Genomic DNA, 21505 nt, shown 5'->3' with positions numbered 1-21505 from the left:
ATGCCAAGAAGAAAATATAAATACATAGGAATAGCCTGTCTTTCTTTGACCTATGCGGCCTGTAAAGTGCCGGAACTGGTTGGGAAAACAGCTGACAAGACTGTTCCTGCGAGTTACAACAACTCGCAGGACTCCGTCAATACCGCCCAGGTGAAGTGGAACCAGTATTTTACCGATCCATACCTGGTGGCCCTGATTGATACAGCGCTGAAGAATAATCAGGAACTGAATATTGCCTTACAGGAAATAGAAATATCCAGAAATGAGGTAAGAGCCAGAAAGGGTGAATATTTACCTTTCGTTGGTATAAAAGGCGCTGCTGGTTTGGATAAATCAGCCCGGTACACCAATATCGGCGCTATGGAAGCCAATACAGAGATCAAGCCGGGAAAAGAAATGCCTGACCCATTGCCGGACTATCTCTTAGGGGTATACGCCAACTGGGAAGTGGATATCTGGCATAAGCTGCATAATGCCAGCAAAGCGGCTGTGGCCCGCTACCTGTCTACGGTGGAAGGCCGGAATTTCGTGATCACCAACCTGGTGGCTGAAATCGCGAACTCCTACTACGAGCTGCTGGCATTGGATAACCAGCTGGCCATTGTAAAAAAGAACATGGAGATACAGCATAATGCCCTGGAGATCGTAAAACTGCAGAAAGAAGCCACCCGGGTAACGGAGTTGGCTGTACGTAAATTTGAAGCAGAGGTGTTGAATACACAAAATCTCCAGTATGGTATTCTGCAGAAGATCACGGAAACGGAGAACAGGATCAACTACCTGCTGGCCCGGTATCCGCAGCCCGTCACCAGAAACGGACAACGTTTTGATGAGTTGGTGCCGGCTTCCATTCATGCCGGTATCCCTTCACAGTTACTGGCCAACCGCCCCGATATCAAACAGGCGGAGCTGGCGCTGACTGCTGCACAACTGGATGTGAAGGTGGCAAGAGCCCGTTTTTATCCTTCTCTGGGCATTTCCGCATCCTTCGGTTATCAGGCATTTAACCCGGGCTATCTGTTAAGAACGCCGGAGTCCATGCTGTATTCATTAGCAGGAGAGCTGGTGGCTCCGCTGGTCAACAGGAACGCGATCAAAGCGACCTATTACAGCGCCAATGCTACGCAGATACAGGCTGTTTATAATTATGAGCGTACTATCCTGAACGCATATGTGGAAGTGGCCAACCAGCTGGCTAAGATCAATAATCTTGAAAAAAGCTACGATCTGAAATCCCAACAGGTGGAGAAACTTACCCAGTCGATTGACATTTCCAACGACCTGTTCAAGTCGGCCCGCGCTGATTACATGGAAGTGCTGATGACACAGCGTGATGCACTGGAATCGAAGTTTGAACTGATCGAAACAAAGAAGCAGCAGTTAAATGCGATGGTGAATATTTACCAGGCATTAGGCGGTGGATGGAATTAGTTTTGCAGATAGGAAATTAAATAGAAAGAGGACGTTTCAAATACTGAGACGTCCTCTTTGAATATTATTTGGAACCCCGCTCTACACTTTTAATATCTTCCTGTCTGTTTTTCTTAAAGTCAAAATGATCAAATGCCGGCGTAGACGGAATTTGCACGGTATAGCTGTCGAGTATACTGATGGTGATGGTTACATCTTCCGCAACAACATCTACGATATGCCCTCCTGCATCTTTAGTGTCGGACAGATAATGGAAATGATAGCCGGCAATATTGGTGTTGTCCATATAAGAAGGTAACCGGTATCCCACGAGATCACCCTGACATTTGTCGAAGGAAAAGAAGCGCTGTTGATCCAGCATACTGGCCAGCGGGGGATAGGGGTGCTCTTTTACCGGCGGAAAAGCCCTTGTTTTCAGGTGGGTAAACTTACCTTTCAGGTGAATAGCATACATTCCATTTACATTTGGTAGAAGGCTGTCGAGGTAGTGATACAACGCAGCTTTGTCCATTGGTTGATGTACCCGGAAAACCATGTCCGTATGAAAAAAATTGACCATGCTGAAAGGTGTACGCTGGCCGGGCAATACTTCTGCTGTTTTCCCGGTATGCTGAGTCTGATAAGCCTTTCCGTCTAAAAATAGCAACTCTCCATCTATTTTATCCGGCGCTCCCAATCCAAAATCGCCTTTTGTTTTCAGTGAATCTATCGGATAAAATCCTTCATACAGGCCACCCATTAATCCACTGGCTACCCCTGCGGTAAAGAGTGGCTGGTGTGTGGTATCTGCCGATGGTGAACAGCACATCAAAAGTGCTATAAGCGGGGAATACATGTTCTTGCTTTTGTTGAGGGTGATAAAATGAATAGCGAAAGATAGATAAAAAGCTGAGTCATTCAAAATCACCCACCTTTAGTATCTTTGGATGTCTGACACCAGCTGTAACAATCAACGCCAGACACTGTTAAAATGAAGCATGTAACTGGTTTACTGATTTTATTTTTACTGATCATGGAAAATAATGCGCAGGGGCAGAAATATAGCCGCGTGATGCCGGGCTATTACAATGCCAGCCGTATGGAGGTGGCGGAAGAACTTTGCATTTTTGAAAACAACCGCTTTGTATACGCCATGAGCTATGGCGCCCTCGATGTCTTTGTGAAAGGCATATGGACACAGCAGCACGACACTATTTACCTCTCCACCGATAAAGTGAAGGGAAAGTATGTGCTCACTTCTTCAACAGATGAAAAAGTACCCACTGGTAAAATGCTGCTGGTATTTAAGTTCGGCTATCAACATGCACCGTATATCAATTTTAGCTTCGCACCACATCCTGCCGTAACGGAGCATCCTGAAATGACACAAACAACAGAAGGCTTTGAAACCCTGGTCAACCAGCCTGCCTCCCGGCATCTGTGGCTGATCCATACCATGTACGATACTGAATTTTCCGAATATACCCTGCCAGAGAACGTTAATAAAGTACTCATCGCACCCGGCGATGGCCTGGGCAAACCGGTATTCGACAGTATACCTTTCCTGGTAAGCGATAGCGCTGTAATCAACATAAATGATGATCACCGGAAATTCAGATATACAGGACCGGTATCAGAAGAAGATAAACAATACGCCCGACCAGGTAACAAATAACTCTCCTTTATTTCCCCTGGAGAAATAGCAGTTATATTATTGAGAAAAATTTGTTATATAAGAAATACTACTTATCTTGTAGTATCAGTGAATGTGAGCAATGTACCCGTCAAACCCATTTTGAAAAAACCATATCAACAACCCTTCTTAAAAGCCCTTATACAAAACTGTACAGAGGAACCGCGATAGTTTTATTTCATAAACCATATCAATTTTAATCACTATTCTATGAGGCCCAATAACCTTTATGGAAGCCCTCCATGCGTGGCTGACAATTATCAGCTCATTATCGACACCCTTACCGACTGGGGTATAACATTATACACCGGCGTTACAGGTGGTGGTGTTATTCATCTGCTAAAGCACCTGAAACCTCTTGATGACCTGCACTCCGATGATCCTTCATTTCTGACGTTGGGAGAATACAGTGCTGGTTTTGTTCCATTGGGTTATTATCTGGCAAGTGGTAAAATCGCCGCTGCAGTGGCCACCACCGGGGCTGCTACCAAGTTGATCACTTGCGGATTAAGTGATGCCAAGCTGCACGACATACCGGCCGTTTTTATTGTCCCTGTTTCCGGTAGTAATACCGAGGGTTTCTCACCACTACAGGATACTTCCATTCACGGTAGTAATATCGTAGCGCAATTGCGGGCGGAATTGGGAGATGCTGTCTTTGTATTGAATGATCCGTTTTCATTAAGCGCGCAGCTGGCTGCTGCAAAAGCTACCCTGGACCGCTCCAAACCGGTCGTATTGGTATTGGACAATGAAGCTGTGGGAAACCCTGTGGTGGAGTATGCCGTGCACCATCGATAAAAGACGACTACCTGGATGCTTTTGTGGCTACATTCCGGAAAACGACGGATGATAAGCGGGTAGTGGTTTTGGTGGGAGAAGAAATGGCCCGTCATCCCAACGCGAAGCAACTCACCACGCAGCTCTGTGAACAATTACAGGCGGCCGCTATCTGGAGTATCAATGGCGCCAACGCCGTGAGCCAGGATAATCCTTACGGTTACGGCTATATTTCTTTTGGAGGAAATGATAAAGCCATGTCACTGTTTAATTCGCTTGGCAAGCAGGATGTGCTGGTAGTACTAGGTGCCTGCCCGGATGAATACACCATTAATTTCAGTGGTTTTAAGGCTGCTCATACTTTTTTTCTGGGGAATATTTTTCAGGCGTATGGCTTAGTGGAAAATAGTTTGCGTCATGTGGCCACAGGTGGGTATGATCATATTTACGGATCGCTGGATATTTTATTAAACGCATTGATAAGCGCCGGACAGCGTTATCCCTTCACTAACAGGCCTGTTGCAAAGGCGCCGGCAGATTTGAACGACCGGCCATTTACCACTCCACGGGAAGGGTATGTAAATATGGCCACTTTATATCAGCGGCTCAATAAATGGTGGCCCGCGCACTCACTGGGAATAGATGATGTTTGTCTGGCTTATAAAGACCGTCAATATGTAACACAACGCCCTAACGACAATATCGATTTTTATTCACTCTATCGTGGTTCTGCTATGGGCGGAGCTTTTGGCGTAGCGGTAGGAGCGAAATTATCAGATCCCGGTCGTCCGGTTTTTTTGTTTACCGGCGATGGATGTTTCCGCCTGTTTTCCGGTTCTTTAGGAGAAGTGAGCCAGCTGGGCATCATTGTTTTTCTGCTGAATAATGAATCCTTATCTATCGTTGAACAGGGACTGGAAAAAGTATTACCCGAAATCGCAGCACCGCATTATCATGCCCGTGTTGCCGCTATCGATTATTGCGCGATCGCCAGGGCCTGTGGCTGGGAGGCCGCACGGCTACAGCCTGATCTGAGTAATCTGGAGGAACTGTTACATCGCATGGAAATGGATGGGCAACGTTCCCTGCTCATAGAAGTACCCGTAGATCACCAGCAGGAGCTGGGCCAGAATCCCCGTCTCAAAAATTTATAACTATCCACAATGACATCGTCGCTCCTTTCATTAATTACGCAAATAGATCATAATTTTCTCGACAGGAATGGTAAGGCACTTCCTGCGCCAACGGATGTTTCAGCTCGTGCGCAGTGGCTGCACGAAGAAGCACCTTATAGTATCCTGGCACATGGAACCGGTGCAGATCCGCATTTCATTTATGCCAATCAATTTGCCTTATCCTGTTTTAAATATGGTATAGAAGAATTGTTGCAGCTTCCTTCCCGGTTAAGTGCAGCGCCACAGGACAGGAGTGAACGGGAACGGCTGTTGCAGGACGTGACGCTCCATGGCATTGCCTATCATTATACCGGTCCGCGCATTGATAAACACGGAAATACTTTTACGATTTACGATGGTGTGGTATGGCGGTTAAGTCATCCGGATGGATCACCATTCGGACAGGCAGCACTTTTCTGGAGCAATGAGCTGGAAAGGCCTGCGTGGTATACAGGTGTCAAATAGGACCCAAAAGTATAGGGCTGCCCCAAAAGTAAATGATGCTTTTGGGGCAGCCCTTTGAACAGGTATGAACGATTGGTTAGCTGACGAGTTCGATACTTACCGGGATATTGTTCCGGGTGGCTTTGGAGTAGGGACAGGTGGCATGTGCACTGGTAATAAGCTGTTGAGCCAGTGCAGTTTCCAGTCCGGGTAATTCAACGTATAGCCGTGCCTGTAAGCTATATTGACCGTCTTTTGTTACGAGGTCTATTTCTGCATTAACGGCCGTATTTTCCGGCAGCCTGATTTGATGGGCATGTGCGGCAAGTCCCATGGCGCCTATAAAACAGGCGGACCATCCGGCTGCAAACAGCTGTTCCGGATTGGAGCCTTTACTGCTACCCGGCAATCCAAGCGAAATATCAAGCTGGCCATCGTTGCTGGAAGCTTTCCCTTCGCGGCCGCCGGTAGTACGTGTTTTCCCTGTGTATATTACTTTCTGGTCATTGCTGATAGTGTTCATCTGTATGTGTTTTTATGGTGAAGTTTTATTGTTGTCTTTTTAGTTAAATTATCTGAGTGCTGCTTTTGCTGCAGCGATGATCCGGCCGTCAGTATCCCTTTGTACAAATCCAATCAGTTCCCAGTCTTGCGTATTAAATCCTGCCGGAAGTGACAGCACGGTGCGGGCGCTTCGTCCGGGATCTGCGGTAGTGAGCTGTTGTACGATCTGCACATGGGAGAGTTTTCTTCCTGCATTCTCGCCCGCTCTTACCTGACTTTGTCCGTTTTTTTGAACGAGTGCAAGCAGCAACCGGGTATTTTTAGGTACTGGTAACAGTTGCCAGGATACTTCCAGCTGTTGGCCTTCCAGTTTTGTTTGCAGTAACAGGCTGGAAGATGCCGGTTGGTTGAGGGATTCGTTGATAGCATATTTAACGGCTGATACATCTGATCCTACAAATTCACTGCTGCCATTGATCACCATCTGTGGTGTGTAGATATTAGGGCGTCTTAACCATGCTGCATATTGCTGTTGTCTTTCGGAGAAGATATGCTGGCTGAAGCTGTCGCGCCATCCCTGATGGTCCCAGTAGTCCACATGGAAGGCGAGCAGATAAACCGGCTTGCCGTTACTTTCCTGCTCCAGCCTGGAGAGCAGTGCATCTGCCGGCGGGCAGCTGGAACAGCCTTCTGATGTGAATAGTTCTACCACCGCAAAACCTTTGGTACTGTCGGTTGTGTTGATCAACGGTCCTGAACAGGACGCGGAAAGACTGGTGAAACACATGCTGATAGCGGATATGATAAGTGATTTCATGATTTAAAAATATTTAATTGTAATTATTGTGGATCGCAGGGATACCAGGCTGGTTGTAATGTTTGGATGAATGCTGTTCTGGCGGCGGCATTGTTGTCTGTTGCCGGAGAACCATTGTACTGCTGAATACTGTAGTGGGGTGTTTGCCCTTTGGCTATGGGTGCCATATCCACCGTTTCCACGCTGAGCAGTTCACCATTGATATAGCTGCCATACCAGTATTGATTATCCTGTTCCCGGTAGGTGACAAACTTATACAGCTCTTCCGGGGAATTGACAGTGGCATGCTGTGTATGAAAATTCATGGCTGCATTGTTGCCGTATAGCATAGATACGGTACCGGCTTTTTCGTTGATAACGGTGGTGATTACACGAAGACCGCTGTCGTTGAAAACATAGGGCCTGATGGCTGGGAGCTCCCGTTTTGTCTGGGAACAGCTCATAAAAACTACGGTGGCAAGGGCCAGATATATGATACGCATATATGATTTATTTAGAGAGTGGAAAGATCGAATATGCCGCCTGTTTTGTTGGCAGCGCGGTGACAGGAGCTGCATCCCTGGAAGGTCATCACTGTACCGTAGGGTTTTAAGGCCGGTGTTTCAAATTTTGCATAACCCCATCCATCTGTTTCACTGTAGCGTTTTGTATCTCTGACCATGTACTGTATGTTGAGAAATTTTCCCGGCTGGATGATGCCGCTGCTGTCTTGTGTTTTTTCCCAAACCACTTTGGCGATGATGGCACCGTCCGGCCAGCGTTGTATCTTTTGTTCCCGGATAGCTTTCATCGCTACAGGATTGGCATACATCACACGCATGGTGGTGTTGTCGAAACGGGAAGTGGTGCTCATTACCCGCCACTGGCGGTATTCAGGCATATAGCGGATACCGTTTGCAGATACCGGATAGTTGGTGGCCCTGGATGCCGGCTTTTCCCATTGCTGTCTGGCTTCAGCATCTTTAATACTGTCCGGCTTTACTTTCACCCGCATGGTATTGAGATAATTACGCAGGGCGGAAAGCTCTTCAGTGGTGACTTTGGCATTGCTGTGCAGGGCGGCATAGGAGGGAAGCGGCATATTACCGGAACGGATCATATTATAGGCCTCCCATAGTGCTGATTGTTGGGCCGAAGGGGAAAGTTTGTCCCATTCAGAAAAGTTGAGATGCTTTCTGGCGGCAAGAATATCTTCCCGCACAAGTCCTGCCACAACAGGCAGTTTATCAAACCATTTCAGGTTGCTGGTGTTGGAATGACAATCATAACACGCATGTCTGAATAGCTGTTGTACTTCGGCAGGTGCCTGTATTTCGCCGGTTACCGGCGGATTGTCCACCACCTTGGAGCTAACAGTCATGGCTGTTGTTACCAATGTTATCGCACCTGCGGTGATGAAAAGGATTCTAAGCGGCTTGGATATTTTCATGTTTCGTTGTATTACAACACAAAGAGACTCGAATCCGGCTGCCCCTGAAAACGAAATACCCTGTACCCGGCAAAAGAGAGGTTGTGCCGGACAGAATCGGCGCTGAAAAAACAGGGCGTTTTTCGGCCTGTATGCAGCCACATGGCCTTTGTTGCCCGGTTAGTCCGGAGAATGCCGGGATCAGGGGCTAATATGCCGGGTTGGCCCTGATTTTTGTCCTCAGTAGCCTAAAATCCGTATATCTTTGACCTGTTATGAAGAAGAGACAGACATTTAAAATTTCTGGCAGGATCATCTGGCTGAGTTCCTTGTTTCTGGGTGTGATTGTATCATTGCCCAGCCTGATCCAGCATCAGTTCAATATATATGAAACCATCGCCAACTCGGTGATTACCTTTGTATTCTCCCTGTTTGTCTGGTATTATAATATCTTCACCTTACCGGTATATACTTCTCAGGAAGTAAACCGGGGCTTCGCTGTTTATCCACTGATAAAAAATCTGGTGGTGGGCCTGGTGGTGATGTTCCTGCTTTCTTATTTACAGCAGCAACTGCTCACCCACCTTAACTTTGGGCCGGTAATGCTGATGTTTGAGGTAAGGGGAGTACTGATTAATCTAACGTTCTATATGTTTATTCATCTGCTGTATCAAACGTATCAGAACCAACGGGTGAGCATTGAACTGGAACGGACCCGGATGGACAACCTGGCGGCCCAGTTTGAATTACTGAGACAACAGGTGAATCCCCATTTTCTGTTTAATACGTTGAATACCCTGAAATACATGGTAGAGGACAAGGATGAGAATACCGTCGATTTTATCCTTAAACTGTCGGACTTCTACAGATTTACCCTGGAGAATAGAAAAATGGACCTGATAAGGTTTTCAGAAGAGATGAAGATATTGATGGCGTACCTGTTTTTACTGAAGGCCCGTTTTGAGGAAGGCATTGAAGTGGACATACAGGTGCAGGACAGTCATGACCAATCCATGATTCCGCCGTTTACCTTACAGCTGCTGGTGGAAAATTGCATCAAACATAACATCGTATCACTGGATAAACCATTGCGTATAGCGATTTATTCAGAGGAAAATTATATTGTTGTAAAGAATAACATCCAACCGAAGATTACGCCGGAATCATCTACCGGGATTGGGTTAGATAATATCAATGAACGGTATTATCATCTGCTCAATAAAAATATTGTGATCACACCCGGTACGGAAACATTTGTAGTTAAATTGCCGATAATCCATGAAGATACTCATAATTGAAGATGAAATAAAAGCAGCAAAATCGCTGGCAGGTATGATCGCTAAAATAAAGCCTGAAGCCGTTGTGGAACCCATACAACAGAGTGTCGAAGGCGCGGTGGCCTATTTATCAACGCATGAACCGCCAGACCTGATATTTATGGACGTACAACTATCCGATGGTTTATGTTTCGAAATCTTCAGGCAGATAAAGGTGGCGTCCCCGGTTATTTTTTGTACTGCTTTTGGTGAATACGCCATGGAAGCCATTAAATCGAATGGCGTTGATTATTTGCTGAAACCCTATTCCGCTGCAGATCTGGAAGCGGCCTTCGGAAAAATAGATAGTTTCCGGAGTTTCTTTCAGCAACAGTCCCAACCAGACTGGCAAGAGCTGGTCCGGCGTCTGGACCGGAATGATGGAAAAACCAGCTTCCTGGTTTTTCATAACAACCGGTACATTACGGTGCGTACGGAACATATTGCATACATCTATATCAAATATGATTCTCCGTACATCGTTACCTTCCAGGAGCAGAAATATACCATTTCGCAAACACTGGAGCAGCTGCAATCCCAGTTGTCTGCCAGGCAGTTTTACCGGCTCAACAGACAGTACCTGGTTAACTTTGATGCTATAAAGGAAGTGGAACATTATTCAGCCCGGAAGTTGGCTTTACACCTGACGACACCTACGCCGGAACCACTGCTGGTAGGGAAGGAGAAGATCACCCATTTCCTGCAGTGGATGGAAAACCGTTAGGTCAGACTATAATTGTTTGCTCCGGCTGAACCGGTGAATTTTATATTCCGCCAGCCGACTGTCAATTAAGGATTTTACGAGGGTATAGTTGGCTTCATTATAAACAACTTCATTCAGTTGTTGAGTCGCTGCTTCCCCGAAATAATTTTGTTTTAATTCAGCGCTGTTTAAAAAGGTGTATGAAATATCCCGGTTATACAGTATATCGTGTCCACTTAAGTTGTTAATGTATGCTTTGATGAACGGAGCTTCAGCAGAGAAATCCGATGCCAGCACATATCCTCTGTTAAGGGCGCTGACCCAGGCTGTAACAGGTGCTGCGCCAGCTTTAACCTGCTGTATTGCTTCGGTCGTACTGTCAGTTGTTTTTATTAAATCCCTTTCGATGGCCCATTGCAGGAACATCAAATGAGCAGTCTTGTGAAAATTTTTCCATTGCAGAAAGCGGTCAACATCTTCGTATACCCATTCATCGTATAGATAAAAAAGCGGATTTTGATATTTCAGTCCAAGGGTAAAGTCGTTGATCGTTTGATCGTCAGTAAACTCAAGGCCCAGGAAAATGTCTTTGCCTTCATCCAAACAGATGCTCCAGCGGTAAAAACTTTCGCTGCCATCATCGTTTAGCCATACAGGTGAGATATCGCTGCTTTTTAAGGTGGGTTCGCCCAGTTTCAGCTTCAGGGACTCAAAATCATGATTGAAATCCAGGTCCTGTGGAAAGGTAGTATTCGATTTATTGTTATACCATCTTGCCCTACTTAGCACCGGTACATAAATTCCTTTTTTATCTCCTGGTATCAGTGGATAATTATCCAGATAAGTGCGCGCACTGAACAATAAATCAATGCCCAGTTTTTTATTTTCTACCCAGTAGGTGGTTTCTGTGGAGCGATTGGAAATAAAGGGTTTCTTGGGGTACTTGAATCCATTCTTCTCCATAAATTCAATCATCCTGCTATCATCAATCCTTAATCCTGTCAGATCGGTAAGTGTGTTGAACATGCTGCTTTATTTTATAACATGCCGGAAGAGCATGTTACGCAAAATAAAAAATATTCCCGGTTGTATCAAGAAGCAGGACAAGTCCTGTATTCCGGGACTTGTCCTGTTTATGTTTAGCGGAGCATTACTTGCTGCCGGTATGACTTTTTCCTATGACGGATGAGCGGCATAAATTTGGACATGCTCAGACAAAAAATTCTTCCTCTGGTATTTTTTTGGTGGCTTTGACCTGATAATCAGGCATGATGAGCAGAAAGCCAATCACTATGAACAGCATAAAAATGCTCAGGATGGCGGCTGCTTTGTAGGCCATAAGATAATCGGCGAGTAATGGGCTGTCACCCGTGAAGTAGAAAAATACGCCGCCTACAATACCGGCGCCCATGGCAATGGCCGATTGTTGTGCCGTGTAATAGGTACCTGATGCTGCTCCTGCAAATTGGTGCGGGATGCCTTTTAAGGAAAAGGCCAGCAGGGAAGGCAGCACAGAACCACATCCTACACCATACAACAGCAGGACGAATGAGAAAGTAAACGAAGATGCCTCTTTGCTGACCAGCAAAAATATATGCAGCATAAAAGACAGGATCATGATCAGCACGCCCGCTACCAGGACTTTTTTGCCATAGGACTGAATCAGTTTTACGGAAAGAATGGAGGCGATCACATAACCGATACCCTGAAAAACAAAATAGGTGCCGGTTGTATACGATGGTATACCCAGGCCGTCTTGAAAGAATACGCCGGTGATAAGAAAATACGACTCCTGTACCAGGAAATAAAATATAGAGGCGTATAGTCCTATACGGAAGTCCTTATAATGAAACAGGCGTGCATTGATCAGCGGCTCTTTTCCCTGAGCCAGTTTTTTCTGCTGGTCCCGGCTGAAGAGGAAAAAGAGGATGATGGCCGCAAGGAGCATGGCTATACTCCAGGCCGGCCAGCCCAGTTCACGGCCTTGTATCACCGGGAAAACCAGGCAGAAGAGGGCAGGGGTGAGCAATACCACGCCACCGTAGTCAAATTTCAGGGAAGTGTTGCGGGGAGTTTCTTTTAAAAACAGTAAAGCAAATACCAGGGCAATTATGCCAACCGGTACATTGATAAAGAATATCAGCCGCCAGCCTTCCACCGCAAAATGAGTGTCTGGTAGCAGTCCGCCCAGAAACTGCCCTATCACCGATGCAGAGCCGGCGATGATACCGTAGATACCGATGGCTTTCATCCGTTCTTTTTCTTCCGGAAATAAAACCTGAATATAGGAGACGCCCTGTGGTGTCATCATCGCTGCGGTGATGCCCTGAAAGAAATGGGCGACATTCAGTTGCCATGGTGATTGTGCTAGTCCGCATAGGAAGGAGCTGATCGTAAATAACAACATGCCGGCGACAAATATTTTTTTCCGGCCGTAATAGTCGCCCAGGCGGCCTCCCGTGATAAGCAGACAGGAATAGCCGAGTAAATAGATGGCTACTACCAGTTGTAGTTCACCATTTGTTCCGTGGAGTCCTCTTTTGATGGCGGGCAAGGCCACATTCACCACAAATATATCGATCACCGCCAGGAAGATAGCGGAAGATACTATGATCATGGATAACCATCTTGAAACTTTCGTTTTCATAATATATAGATAGATCTATCTATTTTAAAGTAAAAAAATTAAATAACCGGAATGATGTGTTGTGCGGGTTTACCTGCCGGATTGAGACCGAGAAAACGGCTGAGCAGCCATCCTATGGCATCGGGTGCATCTTCGGGGCTGTAGTGGCCGGCCTGCGGCAGCTCATACACTTGTCCATCGGGAAAGAGGGAGCGGAACAGGGGAATGAAGTATTTGCCGTGCAGTGTCTGGTCGGCGGTGCCCCAGATACACAAGGCAGGCAGGTGGCTGATTTTCTCCTTAGCGATGGCATCGGGGTTTTCGAATTGATGGCTGCCTGCTGCAAAACCGGCGGCCCATCCCAGCACTCCGCGGCAGTCGGCAGGTGTGGCAAATGGCGCGGCATATGCTTTCAACCAGGTAGGCGTGATGAGTTCATTACGTTCAAATCCGTTGAGTTTAAGGGTGCTCAGGATATTATAATGACTTTCATTTAATACGCCTTCCAGCCGGCCTTCCTGTGCAGCCCGGATGATCCAGTTGAACCAGGGCGATTCCGCGGTATTGGCTTCCAGTGCGGCTCCCAGCGTGGGCTGGCCAAATGCTACGGGGCCGTTGATACTAAGTACCCTGGCTATACGGTCCGGATGCCTGGCTGCCAGGCCCATGCCCATTGGTCCGCCAAAGTCATGCATGACCAGGGTGATGTCGTGAAGATCCAGGTCCAGTACCAGTTTCTCCAGATTGTCGATATGGTCCTGTAGCCAGTAGGTTCTGTCGGCCGGTGTTTCGCTCTTCCCAAACCCCATATGGTCTGGCACAATTACGCGGTGATTGGTGGAAAGTTGTGCGGTCAGATGTCTGAACAGATAACCCCAGGTGGGTTCTCCATGCAAACACAGTACTACCGGACCTTCGCCTTCATCCACATAGTGCATGTTAAAACCCGGGGCCGCTGTAAAGCGTGCCGCAAACGGATAGGTGCCGTTAAACGTTTCGTGACGGTGTATCATAGTTTTAATTTTATGAATTTTACAAATAGATAGATATATCTATTTGTTACTGCTTAAAAAAACAGTCCCGTTGAAGGGACTTGAAAAATCAGGAGATCATTTTTTTGATAAACTTCCTCACGCTTTCCAGGGCTTGTATATTTCTGGAAATGGTAGAGTTGACGGTAGCTCCTTCCACCATTAAAAAGAAATTATCCGCCAGCAGTTTTTTATCCATCGGGCCATCGTAGTCCAGCTGCCGGAACAGCCCGTGCAACAGCATGCGCTGCCGGTACTTATGGTCTTCCACCAGTTGTTGTACTTTCCGGTCCTGGGTACCTATCTCTGCGATGATCTTTATAAAAGGACAGCCGGAAAAGTCAGATTGCTGCTGTTGCTCAATCCTAAAGTCAACAAATCTCAGTATTCTTTCCTTTGGATGGTTTGCACCTTCACTGAATTTCTCCAGCCCCTCAAACCATTCATCTTCCTGCTTTTTCAGATAAGCCAGCAGCAAATCGTTTTTGGAGGGAAAATGATTATACAGGGAACCAATCGCGATATTAGCTTCTGCAATGATCTGATTGATCCCTGTCTGATTAAATCCCTGGTGGTAAAACAATTTGGTGGCCACATTCAGGATCCGGTCCCTCACTTTTACTTTTTCAGGCATAAACTCGATTATGCAGCAAATGTAGGAAATTTTATAAAAATAGAGAGGTCTATCTAAAATTTTACAGAAGCAGGGTAGAGGACGTTAAAGGGATGGTTGTCTGCTCTTGCCAAACACCCGGTGATATCAAATAAAGTATCTGTTTCATGACAAAGATATTAAGGTAAAAAGAGAACCGGTAGAGAACTACCAGTTTTACGGTTAAGGTTTTGTGTTGTTAGAAAAAATTATAATGCAGCTACTTCTGCGCATATTCATACCGTAATTCTTTTTCGCCAAAGAGCCTTTCCGCAATAATTCCGCTTTTGCTACATTCTTCAACGAGCATCGCTGTTTCCTTCATACAGCCGTGCTGTTTGGTTAAAGAACAGGGACATGGAGTATCCATCAAATAAAGGATTGTCGCCTGCATTAAAAAGGGCAGATGCAGGAAATATTTTTTGGGTAATCCAGATCGTTTTCCGGACACTCGATATGATTTTCATAAGTAGCAATTATTGTCGGCGCAAACAATCCTCATTCCCTTGCAGGTAGGGAATAAGGCACCGGTAATGTGGTTAAGCACAATACGGCGACATACATTTTCAAAGGAAATGTTTAAATGATCACTGTCACTTCTGAAGGAAAATAAACATCAGGTGTTACAAAGATCTCCTGTTGGATACGGGTTCTTTTGTGTGAGAGTTACTTAATATTCCGGGTTTAATGGAAACTAAATAAGCGCATGATAGAAATAGGGTCCGATTTTGTTGAAACATGATAATAGTTATTTTTGAGTTTTGTTTTAAATGGCTAACACATAAGGCCGAGTATTTTCCTTTGATTGGAATATATAATCAGCTATAATTCTTTTCTGTAAATGATTGAGGTAATCCGTTTGTTCCGGGGGGAGGAACAGTTATGGGCATTAGGATTCCTGTATGAAATGTGTGTTTTGTTAATGAAAAGAACTATTCGCTGTGAATGATTTGGTGACATGAATGCAATCAAAATTACAATAATTTGTCAAATAACCAAATATTTGTATGGTCGAGATAAAGCTGCAGTGTTGATTGAGTTGCTTGTAATCCTTTACTGTATTGTGTTTGCAAAATGCCTCCTGCGATGAATTTTCAGTGTAAATTTTGCAGTGATGGCAGTGTAAATGAATGGTTGTATTGTAAGGAGTGCAGATATTTTACAGTAGTAGTATTGAAAGTTCGACTGGCATTGTGTTTGCCACTGCTGCATTATATTTGCAGTCAATTGCTTAATGATAAAAAATATCTAGTGGGGGTTTGTTGATAGATCATAAATCAAAAGAGGGGTGAGCTATTGTGCTCAACCCCTCTTTTGATTTTAGAAATGCTTTTATCGCTTAAAATTTAATCATCAGTTTCTGTGCAAAAAATGTATTGTCTTTATAGTATTCAAAGTACCATTCCCCGTTTCTTTTCAGCACTATGCCATGAGATACACCATTGTCAGCTATAAAATAATCCTGCGCGGAAGTTTTGAGGAGTGTTAAAACTATTTTAGGCGTGGTATCTATCAGTTGATATCCGTTGGCAGTTGCCTGAGCATAGAGGGTTCCAGCGGCTGCCTTTAACTCTTCCACTTTCGGAGCAGGGGCAGGAACTGGAGTTGGAGCAGGGGTAAGGGCCACTACCTGAGGAACGGTATGAACGGTGCCGTTATAAGCATACGGTACTTCTTTCAGCGATTCAAAGGCATCTCTCAGCGCAAGATTATAGGAGGTCATAAATTCCTTCTCCCTGCTTTTACCTTCTTTACTTTTAAAAAGGATATTTCCCTGGCAATCCTTTAATAGGACTGTGAGGTTGGTAACAAAGAGTGATTTTCTCTGTAACACCTCCACATTGAGGGCATTACATTTATTGCCGGCCAGTTCTTTGGGTGCTTCGGAATTGTCAAAATAAGCGGTAAATCCTTTTTCTTCCAGGAGGGATTTGGTCAGGCTATTTAGCCCGTATTGGTCTTCTTCCTTTGAAAAACTGAATTTCTCCGGTATCAGCACGTATTTGTAGTTATTGATCGTGTTCTGGGCGTACCCGGACAATGAAACGAATAAAAGAAGTAATAAAGCGTATCCTTTCATATAATAATTTTATCTGCTAATGGTGACGAATATAAGTAAATTACTTGTCAATTTTATTATGTATGTGACAAACTCGGGAACTGGATTTGATTCCCGGGGAAAAAATTCTCCGGGTTGTCCAGTATCATCAGGGTGGTATCTTCTTCCCTGAGCAGAAAGCTTTGGAAGCCTGTGAAGTCTTTGGGCGTGAATCCCAGAATAATCTCTGTCGTATTGTCTTTCATCAATACAGAGAGTATATCGGTCATGTTATACCCGTCTGCACAGAAAATGTCATGGCACATCATGGTGTCTCCATGGTATTCTACGACGGCTACTGCATTAAAATCCGCTAAATAGTAAATGTGCTCAGACATCAGCTGGGTGCAATAAAACATCAGCAGCCCCTTGTTGCCGATCACCGAAAGAACGGAGTAGGGGTTGTTCAGGGTGTACTGATCGTTTAATAACTGCCTGTCTGACTCCATCTGCATGTCCAGCTGCCGTACCTTACCGGTCCTGCGTTGCAGGCTACGGGTACGATGGCGGTACTCATAGGCTTTCACAAAACCAAATTTGGGATAAAAGTCCAGCACACTGTCATTGGCATAAAGATACATGGTTTCATACCTGCCTTGCCATTCCTCAAATACCCGCTCCATCAGCCATTTGGACAATCCCTGATGGCGATAGTCAGCATGTGTCATCACAGTACCTAACTGCAGGCAGGTCTTAGGCCGCCCATGATACAGGATATGCATAATATTCACGGATACATTGGCTACCACCTGGTTGTCTTCATTTATCAATACATGGGGAACATAATCATTGTCCCAGTATCCGTTGCGGTACCAGTTTTCGAAACTTAAGTCAAAAACGGTACTACTGAGCTGATCAAAACTTAATCTGATATGATCGTTGTTTCTGACATTGGAACTGTACGTGTATTCCTTTCCGTTAATCCTATATTTCATCGCTGCAAGTTGTATAATGTTAACACTGGATTAAAGATACGCAGAAATGACGAGCCGCCCGGAGAGATGTGTTCAGGATAGTCTCCCTTGATAAGATATCGGAAAACGGTACATTTGTATTATTAGTATCATAAATGATTGATTAACCTATGCGTATCCTTTATCAAAGTAATACGATTATCATCCGTGAGTTTCTGCCTGCAGAGCTGTCTATATTCAGCAAGTTGTTTGAAGATGAAAACGTAACCCGTTATCTGCCTTATCGCTCGCCGGAATGGTATATAGAGGCATTTCATGATTCACTGGAAGATTATAAAAAAGGACCGTTCGGTCGCTGGGGGATATTTGATGTTGTAAACAATGATTTTATCGGAATGTGCCTGGCAAGGGTTTTTACAGATGTGCCTGCACAAGTGGAAATAGGCTATACGCTTAGCCCGGCGTATTGGGGAAAAGGCATTGCAACTGAATGCAGCAAAGCATTGGTGGTTTATTGTTTTGCCAATACAGACACCGGTGAAGTAGTGGCCGTTACAGACCTGGACAATATCGGATCTCAGAAAGTGCTGGAAAAAGCAGGGCTTAGGCGCCAGGATAATTTAATGAGAGGTGAGGCGGAGCTGGCGTACTTTATGATACGGCGATCTGAATTATAATTGTATTGTAAACACCAATCCTTGTAAAACCATGCAAATAACAATAACCGATAACAGCCTCCTGATGAATGGAGACAGGATGCAGTTCCCACTAAACATACAAATACTGCAGCAAGTGTTGGGCAAAGCCAGGTATACCAAAACAAAGTATAATCATATCTATACCTGGGACGAGCTGGGCGTGCTGGCCTATTCCCAGAATGGACAGGCAGTGGAAGGACTTACGCTGGATTTGCTACCCGCGGGTTATGCCTTTTCTCCCACTGAAGCTTTTACGGCGGAGTTCAGGGTAGAGGAAACCGCTTACCAGGAGTACTATCAGCAAAATATCGGGCGCATAAGAAAAACGGTAAAAAACGATGACAGCGGAAGCCTGGTAGTCGGGGATCTGGACCTGTGGTTTGATATAGAAGATAATGCCATCACCGCAGTGGTCATCACTAAATATGTTGCTCCTGCTCCGAAAGTTTACTCCGATAAATACAAGTACCGGAAAATTGAGGGTGAAAAAATTGAATTCATAGATTTTAACTTCAAGCTGGCGGTGGTACAGCAACTGATGTATGAACAAAAACTGCTGAAGCCGGAATTTGATTTATACGAGTTTGCAGAGAACCACCAGGAACGGGAAATAGATATTGAAGCAGAAGGATATGCATTCATACCCGAAGTGCTGGCCTATTTCCAGTCCCTGGAGGTAGATAAAAAATATGCTGAAAAGATCACCGGAATACAACAGGATGGCGGAGATGAAATTTATGGTCAGTTGCTGAGATTCTGGGATGGAGAGGATGATACGTTTAATATCAGGAACTTTGAAGATGTTAAACATTTTCCCAACCTGCGGAACATGACGCTTTTTTATGATGCGGACCTCCCGGCCATCAAAGAACAGTTGTCTCAGAAAAATATTGTTGTAGAAGAAATCTGAGGACTTATGCCTATTCTTTCGGGGAGCCTTGTTAACGCATGCTCAGCAGCTCCTGTAATCTAATATGTTGTGCTTCAATTATGGGTCTTTTCTCCTTTTCAGCGATAGTAAAGGCGGCGAGGCTCTTGGGGAGATCTTCGTTTTTACCCTGCTGAAATTGTTCTTCCAGGGTTTTTAAGAGTGGCTGTAATTCGGTCAGGCCCACAGCATTCACCCAGTTTACCAGCTGATGGCTGGTAATGGCGCCCTGGTTGTAATCACAGTTCTTTATAGAGACCGTAATTTGTGTGAGATGCTGGTCGATACCTTCCAGATAATGGGCGAATATATGTTCGGCATATTGGGCGTTTCCGGCGTAAACCCTGTTTAATATAGCGGTGTCCAACCTATCGTCGAATGGGATTGCTATCATAGAAACTATAAATAATTTTATTCTTTTGGTGGTAATAGTAATTTTAGTAAATTTAAATCTAATGTATAATTAATCCTAATCTGTAATTTTCCTGAAAAGTTGGCTTGCGATATAAACCTATCATCGGAAACTGTAACCTCAAAATAATGGCATCGGTAATGCATAACGCGATCAAAACCCATATAGCTGGTTTATATCTTAATTTCATTAATATCGGTACCCAATCAGCTCCTGCAGAGGATAAACCGGCCATCCGGATTATTAATATATTAGGACTTTTAACGGGTGTGATGGTGCTGGGCATAGGCCTGTATTTTTATTCGATGCTCCCGTCTCTGGCCTTGTTATGTGGCGTAATCGGGGAGGGTACTGCGTTTTTGTTTTTAATCTATTTAAATCATAAGGGGCTAAGCAGCATCACAAAATATGCTGTGCTGGGGATACATTGTGTAGGCGCCATTTATTTCGGGGCCTTGCTGGGGACGGTATTGCCTACTACACTGATGGAAGCTTTCCTCTTTGTGTTTTTGATCGGCGGCTCCTCCCTGATATTCCGGAAAAACAGAGATAAATGGCTGATGGTGCTGATAGGCGCCGTGATACTGATGGAGGTGAATAGTTATTATCAGGTGATCAGGCCATTGCCGCTCAATCCTGTAAACTATTACACATTTAGATGGTGGAGCAATGGTGGTACTTTGTTTTTGATCATTGCAGTGATATGGTTGCTGGTAGATGCCATCAAAGGACATGATAATGCCCGGCGCAAGTTTTTGGCAGATACCTGCCATGAACTGAGAACACCTGTCAACGCGGTGTTCCAGTCAGTGCAACAGGCGCAGCGGCATCTGAACAATATCGAAAATAAAAAGGATGCAGTGGTCCTTGAACAGTACATCAAAAGTACCCGGCCGGCCGTGCTCAACGCGATACAGATACTGAACAGTGTGATTGAGATGTCGAAGATCGAAAATGGGAAGTACCCGGTCAATAAGACCGATTTTCTGGTGGTGCCCTGGGCCAGCTCCATTATGGATATGCTGGCCCCGCTCGCGGAAAATCAGCATCAGCAGATTAAACTGACCTATCGGCAAATAGCACCGGTCATTTGTACAGACCGGCTAATGGTCAGCCAGATACTCATCAATCTGCTGGCTAACGCTATCAAATATGGGGAAAAGGACGCTGATATTACGCTCTCCCTGTCCAACAGTCCTGAAGGATGGTTTTGTATGGAAGTGCATAACAAAGGTTATATCCCCGAAGCATTGCAGGCTGGCTTGTTTGAACGTTACCTGACTACAAATGAGAATAACAACGATGGCAGCGGCATTGGCCTGGACATCGTACGAAACATCATTACCCGGCTGAATGGTCAGATCTCACTAAAAAGCAATCCGGTCTTCGGCACTTCTTTTCGGGTTCTTCTAAAGGACGTGAAAAGTGAAATGATGGATAATGCTACACTGATTGATGATGAACAACAGCCAGCCTCCCATTCTTTTTCCGGCAAGAGAATTCTGATTATTGACGATGACCTGTCTACCTTTAACAGTGTAAAGATACTGACCCGGGATTGCTCGCTGATACAGGCGGAGGATGGAGAAGAAGGTTTGATGAAAGCCCGGACCTTTCATCCGGATCTTATTCTGATGGATCATAAAATGAGTAAGATCACCGGTCTTGAAGTGCTCAGGCATATTAGAAAAGATGATGTACTGAAAGAGATCCCCGTAGTGCTGGTGAGTGGGGAGGTGTTCTTCAGAGATGAGTTTTTTAAGGCCGGGGCCAATAGTTTTCTTAGCAAGCCCCTGGAGCATCAACAATTAGTGTCTGTACTTTTGGATATTTTGCATAAGCCTTCGGCGATGCATTAACGTCAACGGATATACTGTAAACAACAACAGGCATCAT

The 21505-nt window shown here is 45.0% G+C and carries 23 protein-coding genes; 10 read left to right on the top strand and 13 right to left on the bottom strand.

Translation table 11 applies throughout. The features are described from left to right. Positions 1–1431, top strand: a complete 1431-nt coding sequence (locus KD145_RS05000; protein WP_212004813.1) for a TolC family protein — start codon at positions 1–3, stop codon at positions 1429–1431. Positions 1432–1495: 64 nt separating this feature from the next. Here KD145_RS05000 and budA read toward each other — a convergent pair whose 3' ends face one another. After that, positions 1496–2266 (bottom strand): acetolactate decarboxylase, encoded by a 771-nt coding sequence (gene budA / locus KD145_RS04995; RefSeq protein WP_212004812.1) that lies wholly within the window; start codon positions 2264–2266, stop codon positions 1496–1498. A 177-nt stretch (positions 2267–2443) separates the two neighbouring features. Here budA and KD145_RS04990 point away from each other — a divergent pair, with 177 nt between their 5' ends. From KD145_RS04990 to KD145_RS04975, 4 genes are all read left to right on the top strand, one after another. Continuing rightward, the gene (locus KD145_RS04990; protein ID WP_212004811.1) at positions 2444–3085 is read left to right on the top strand and encodes a hypothetical protein; all 642 of its coding nucleotides are present in this window, start codon (positions 2444–2446) and stop codon (positions 3083–3085) included. A 228-nt stretch (positions 3086–3313) separates the two neighbouring features. Further along, complete coding sequence (locus KD145_RS04985) at positions 3314–3904, top strand: thiamine pyrophosphate-binding protein (protein WP_212004810.1); 591 nt, start codon at positions 3314–3316, stop codon at positions 3902–3904. A gap of 23 nt (positions 3905–3927) precedes the next feature. Continuing rightward, on the top strand, positions 3928–5037 hold the full coding sequence (locus KD145_RS04980; RefSeq protein ID WP_212004809.1) for a thiamine pyrophosphate-dependent enzyme: 1110 nt from the start codon (positions 3928–3930) through the stop codon (positions 5035–5037). Between the two features lie 9 nt (positions 5038–5046). After that, positions 5047–5523 carry an MEKHLA domain-containing protein gene (locus KD145_RS04975; RefSeq protein WP_212004808.1) on the top strand — a complete coding sequence of 159 codons (477 nt, stop codon included), beginning with the start codon at positions 5047–5049 and terminating at the stop codon, positions 5521–5523. 76 nt (positions 5524–5599) lie between these two features. On the opposite strand, the gene KD145_RS04970 is transcribed toward KD145_RS04975, so the two are convergent. The 4 genes from KD145_RS04970 to KD145_RS04955 are packed head-to-tail and all read right to left on the bottom strand — an operon-like array spanning position 5600 to position 8252. Beyond that, the gene (locus tag KD145_RS04970; protein ID WP_212004807.1) at positions 5600–6025 is read right to left on the bottom strand and encodes an organic hydroperoxide resistance protein; all 426 of its coding nucleotides are present in this window, start codon (positions 6023–6025) and stop codon (positions 5600–5602) included. 48 nt (positions 6026–6073) lie between these two features. Continuing rightward, positions 6074–6823 carry a thioredoxin family protein gene (locus KD145_RS04965; protein ID WP_212004806.1) on the bottom strand — a complete coding sequence of 250 codons (750 nt, stop codon included), beginning with the start codon at positions 6821–6823 and terminating at the stop codon, positions 6074–6076. 23 nt (positions 6824–6846) lie between these two features. Beyond that, positions 6847–7305 (bottom strand): hypothetical protein, encoded by a 459-nt coding sequence (locus tag KD145_RS04960; protein WP_212004805.1) that lies wholly within the window; start codon positions 7303–7305, stop codon positions 6847–6849. Positions 7306–7316: 11 nt separating this feature from the next. Continuing rightward, entirely contained in the window at positions 7317–8252 is a 936-nt protein-coding gene (locus KD145_RS04955) for a heme-binding domain-containing protein (RefSeq protein ID WP_212004804.1), read from the bottom strand. Between the two features lie 254 nt (positions 8253–8506). Here KD145_RS04955 and KD145_RS04950 point away from each other — a divergent pair, with 254 nt between their 5' ends. Together KD145_RS04950 and KD145_RS04945 are read left to right on the top strand one after the other, a co-directional pair. Further along, positions 8507–9529: a sensor histidine kinase gene (locus KD145_RS04950; RefSeq protein ID WP_212004803.1), complete on the top strand. Its 1023-nt coding sequence runs from the start codon at positions 8507–8509 to the stop codon at positions 9527–9529. Further along, the gene (locus KD145_RS04945) at positions 9510–10271 is read left to right on the top strand and encodes a LytTR family DNA-binding domain-containing protein (RefSeq protein WP_212004802.1); all 762 of its coding nucleotides are present in this window, start codon (positions 9510–9512) and stop codon (positions 10269–10271) included. Before KD145_RS04950 ends, KD145_RS04945 begins: the two co-directional genes overlap by 20 nt. A 6-nt stretch (positions 10272–10277) precedes the next feature. On the opposite strand, the gene KD145_RS04940 is transcribed toward KD145_RS04945, so the two are convergent. From KD145_RS04940 to KD145_RS04910, 7 genes are all read right to left on the bottom strand, one after another. Continuing rightward, positions 10278–11276, bottom strand: coding sequence for a hypothetical protein (locus tag KD145_RS04940; RefSeq protein ID WP_212004801.1), 999 nt, complete (start codon positions 11274–11276; stop codon positions 10278–10280). Between the two features lie 184 nt (positions 11277–11460). Continuing rightward, on the bottom strand, positions 11461–12897 hold the full coding sequence (locus tag KD145_RS04935; protein ID WP_212004800.1) for an MFS transporter: 1437 nt from the start codon (positions 12895–12897) through the stop codon (positions 11461–11463). Between the two features lie 38 nt (positions 12898–12935). Further along, positions 12936–13889, bottom strand: a complete 954-nt coding sequence (locus tag KD145_RS04930) for an alpha/beta fold hydrolase (protein WP_212004799.1) — start codon at positions 13887–13889, stop codon at positions 12936–12938. An 88-nt stretch (positions 13890–13977) separates the two neighbouring features. Then, entirely contained in the window at positions 13978–14541 is a 564-nt protein-coding gene (locus KD145_RS04925; protein ID WP_212004798.1) for a TetR/AcrR family transcriptional regulator, read from the bottom strand. A gap of 317 nt (positions 14542–14858) precedes the next feature. Further along, the gene (locus KD145_RS04920; protein WP_212004797.1) at positions 14859–15026 is read right to left on the bottom strand and encodes a hypothetical protein; all 168 of its coding nucleotides are present in this window, start codon (positions 15024–15026) and stop codon (positions 14859–14861) included. Positions 15027–15898: 872 nt separating this feature from the next. After that, complete coding sequence (locus tag KD145_RS04915) at positions 15899–16639, bottom strand: hypothetical protein (RefSeq protein WP_212004796.1); 741 nt, start codon at positions 16637–16639, stop codon at positions 15899–15901. 56 nt (positions 16640–16695) lie between these two features. Next, entirely contained in the window at positions 16696–17592 is an 897-nt protein-coding gene (locus KD145_RS04910) for a GNAT family N-acetyltransferase (RefSeq protein WP_212004795.1), read from the bottom strand. Positions 17593–17741: 149 nt separating this feature from the next. Here KD145_RS04910 and KD145_RS04905 point away from each other — a divergent pair, with 149 nt between their 5' ends. Beyond that, positions 17742–18248 (top strand): GNAT family N-acetyltransferase, encoded by a 507-nt coding sequence (locus KD145_RS04905; RefSeq protein ID WP_212004794.1) that lies wholly within the window; start codon positions 17742–17744, stop codon positions 18246–18248. Between the two features lie 31 nt (positions 18249–18279). Next, positions 18280–19179, top strand: a complete 900-nt coding sequence (locus KD145_RS04900) for a hypothetical protein (RefSeq protein ID WP_212004793.1) — start codon at positions 18280–18282, stop codon at positions 19177–19179. Between the two features lie 31 nt (positions 19180–19210). On the opposite strand, the gene KD145_RS04895 is transcribed toward KD145_RS04900, so the two are convergent. Further along, positions 19211–19591, bottom strand: coding sequence for a hypothetical protein (locus KD145_RS04895; RefSeq protein WP_212004792.1), 381 nt, complete (start codon positions 19589–19591; stop codon positions 19211–19213). Between the two features lie 146 nt (positions 19592–19737). Here KD145_RS04895 and KD145_RS04890 point away from each other — a divergent pair, with 146 nt between their 5' ends. Then, complete coding sequence (locus KD145_RS04890) at positions 19738–21468, top strand: hybrid sensor histidine kinase/response regulator (RefSeq protein WP_212004791.1); 1731 nt, start codon at positions 19738–19740, stop codon at positions 21466–21468. Positions 21469–21505: the final 37 nt, after the last annotated feature.

This window comes from Chitinophaga sp. HK235 (assembly GCF_018255755.1).
GTDB lineage: Bacteria > Bacteroidota > Bacteroidia > Chitinophagales > Chitinophagaceae > Chitinophaga.
This window is presented reverse-complemented; position numbering and strand designations above follow the sequence as displayed.

Coding starts and splice junctions, on each gene's coding strand:
- KD145_RS05000 (WP_212004813.1), top strand. CDS start 1: ATGCCAAGAAGAAAATATAAATACATAGGAATAGCCTGTCTTTCTTTG.
- budA (WP_212004812.1), bottom strand. CDS start 2,266: ATGTATTCCCCGCTTATAGCACTTTTGATGTGCTGTTCACCATCGGCA.
- KD145_RS04990 (WP_212004811.1), top strand. CDS start 2,444: ATGGAAAATAATGCGCAGGGGCAGAAATATAGCCGCGTGATGCCGGGC.
- KD145_RS04985 (WP_212004810.1), top strand. CDS start 3,314: ATGAGGCCCAATAACCTTTATGGAAGCCCTCCATGCGTGGCTGACAAT.
- KD145_RS04975 (WP_212004808.1), top strand. CDS start 5,047: ATGACATCGTCGCTCCTTTCATTAATTACGCAAATAGATCATAATTTT.
- KD145_RS04970 (WP_212004807.1), bottom strand. CDS start 6,025: ATGAACACTATCAGCAATGACCAGAAAGTAATATACACAGGGAAAACA.
- KD145_RS04965 (WP_212004806.1), bottom strand. CDS start 6,823: ATGAAATCACTTATCATATCCGCTATCAGCATGTGTTTCACCAGTCTT.
- KD145_RS04960 (WP_212004805.1), bottom strand. CDS start 7,305: ATGCGTATCATATATCTGGCCCTTGCCACCGTAGTTTTTATGAGCTGT.
- KD145_RS04955 (WP_212004804.1), bottom strand. CDS start 8,252: ATGAAAATATCCAAGCCGCTTAGAATCCTTTTCATCACCGCAGGTGCG.
- KD145_RS04950 (WP_212004803.1), top strand. CDS start 8,507: ATGAAGAAGAGACAGACATTTAAAATTTCTGGCAGGATCATCTGGCTG.
- KD145_RS04945 (WP_212004802.1), top strand. CDS start 9,510: ATGAAGATACTCATAATTGAAGATGAAATAAAAGCAGCAAAATCGCTG.
- KD145_RS04940 (WP_212004801.1), bottom strand. CDS start 11,276: ATGTTCAACACACTTACCGATCTGACAGGATTAAGGATTGATGATAGC.
- KD145_RS04935 (WP_212004800.1), bottom strand. CDS start 12,897: ATGAAAACGAAAGTTTCAAGATGGTTATCCATGATCATAGTATCTTCC.
- KD145_RS04930 (WP_212004799.1), bottom strand. CDS start 13,889: ATGATACACCGTCACGAAACGTTTAACGGCACCTATCCGTTTGCGGCA.
- KD145_RS04925 (WP_212004798.1), bottom strand. CDS start 14,541: ATGCCTGAAAAAGTAAAAGTGAGGGACCGGATCCTGAATGTGGCCACC.
- KD145_RS04920 (WP_212004797.1), bottom strand. CDS start 15,026: ATGAAAATCATATCGAGTGTCCGGAAAACGATCTGGATTACCCAAAAA.
- KD145_RS04915 (WP_212004796.1), bottom strand. CDS start 16,639: ATGAAAGGATACGCTTTATTACTTCTTTTATTCGTTTCATTGTCCGGG.
- KD145_RS04910 (WP_212004795.1), bottom strand. CDS start 17,592: ATGAAATATAGGATTAACGGAAAGGAATACACGTACAGTTCCAATGTC.
- KD145_RS04905 (WP_212004794.1), top strand. CDS start 17,742: ATGCGTATCCTTTATCAAAGTAATACGATTATCATCCGTGAGTTTCTG.
- KD145_RS04900 (WP_212004793.1), top strand. CDS start 18,280: ATGCAAATAACAATAACCGATAACAGCCTCCTGATGAATGGAGACAGG.
- KD145_RS04895 (WP_212004792.1), bottom strand. CDS start 19,591: ATGATAGCAATCCCATTCGACGATAGGTTGGACACCGCTATATTAAAC.
- KD145_RS04890 (WP_212004791.1), top strand. CDS start 19,738: ATGGCATCGGTAATGCATAACGCGATCAAAACCCATATAGCTGGTTTA.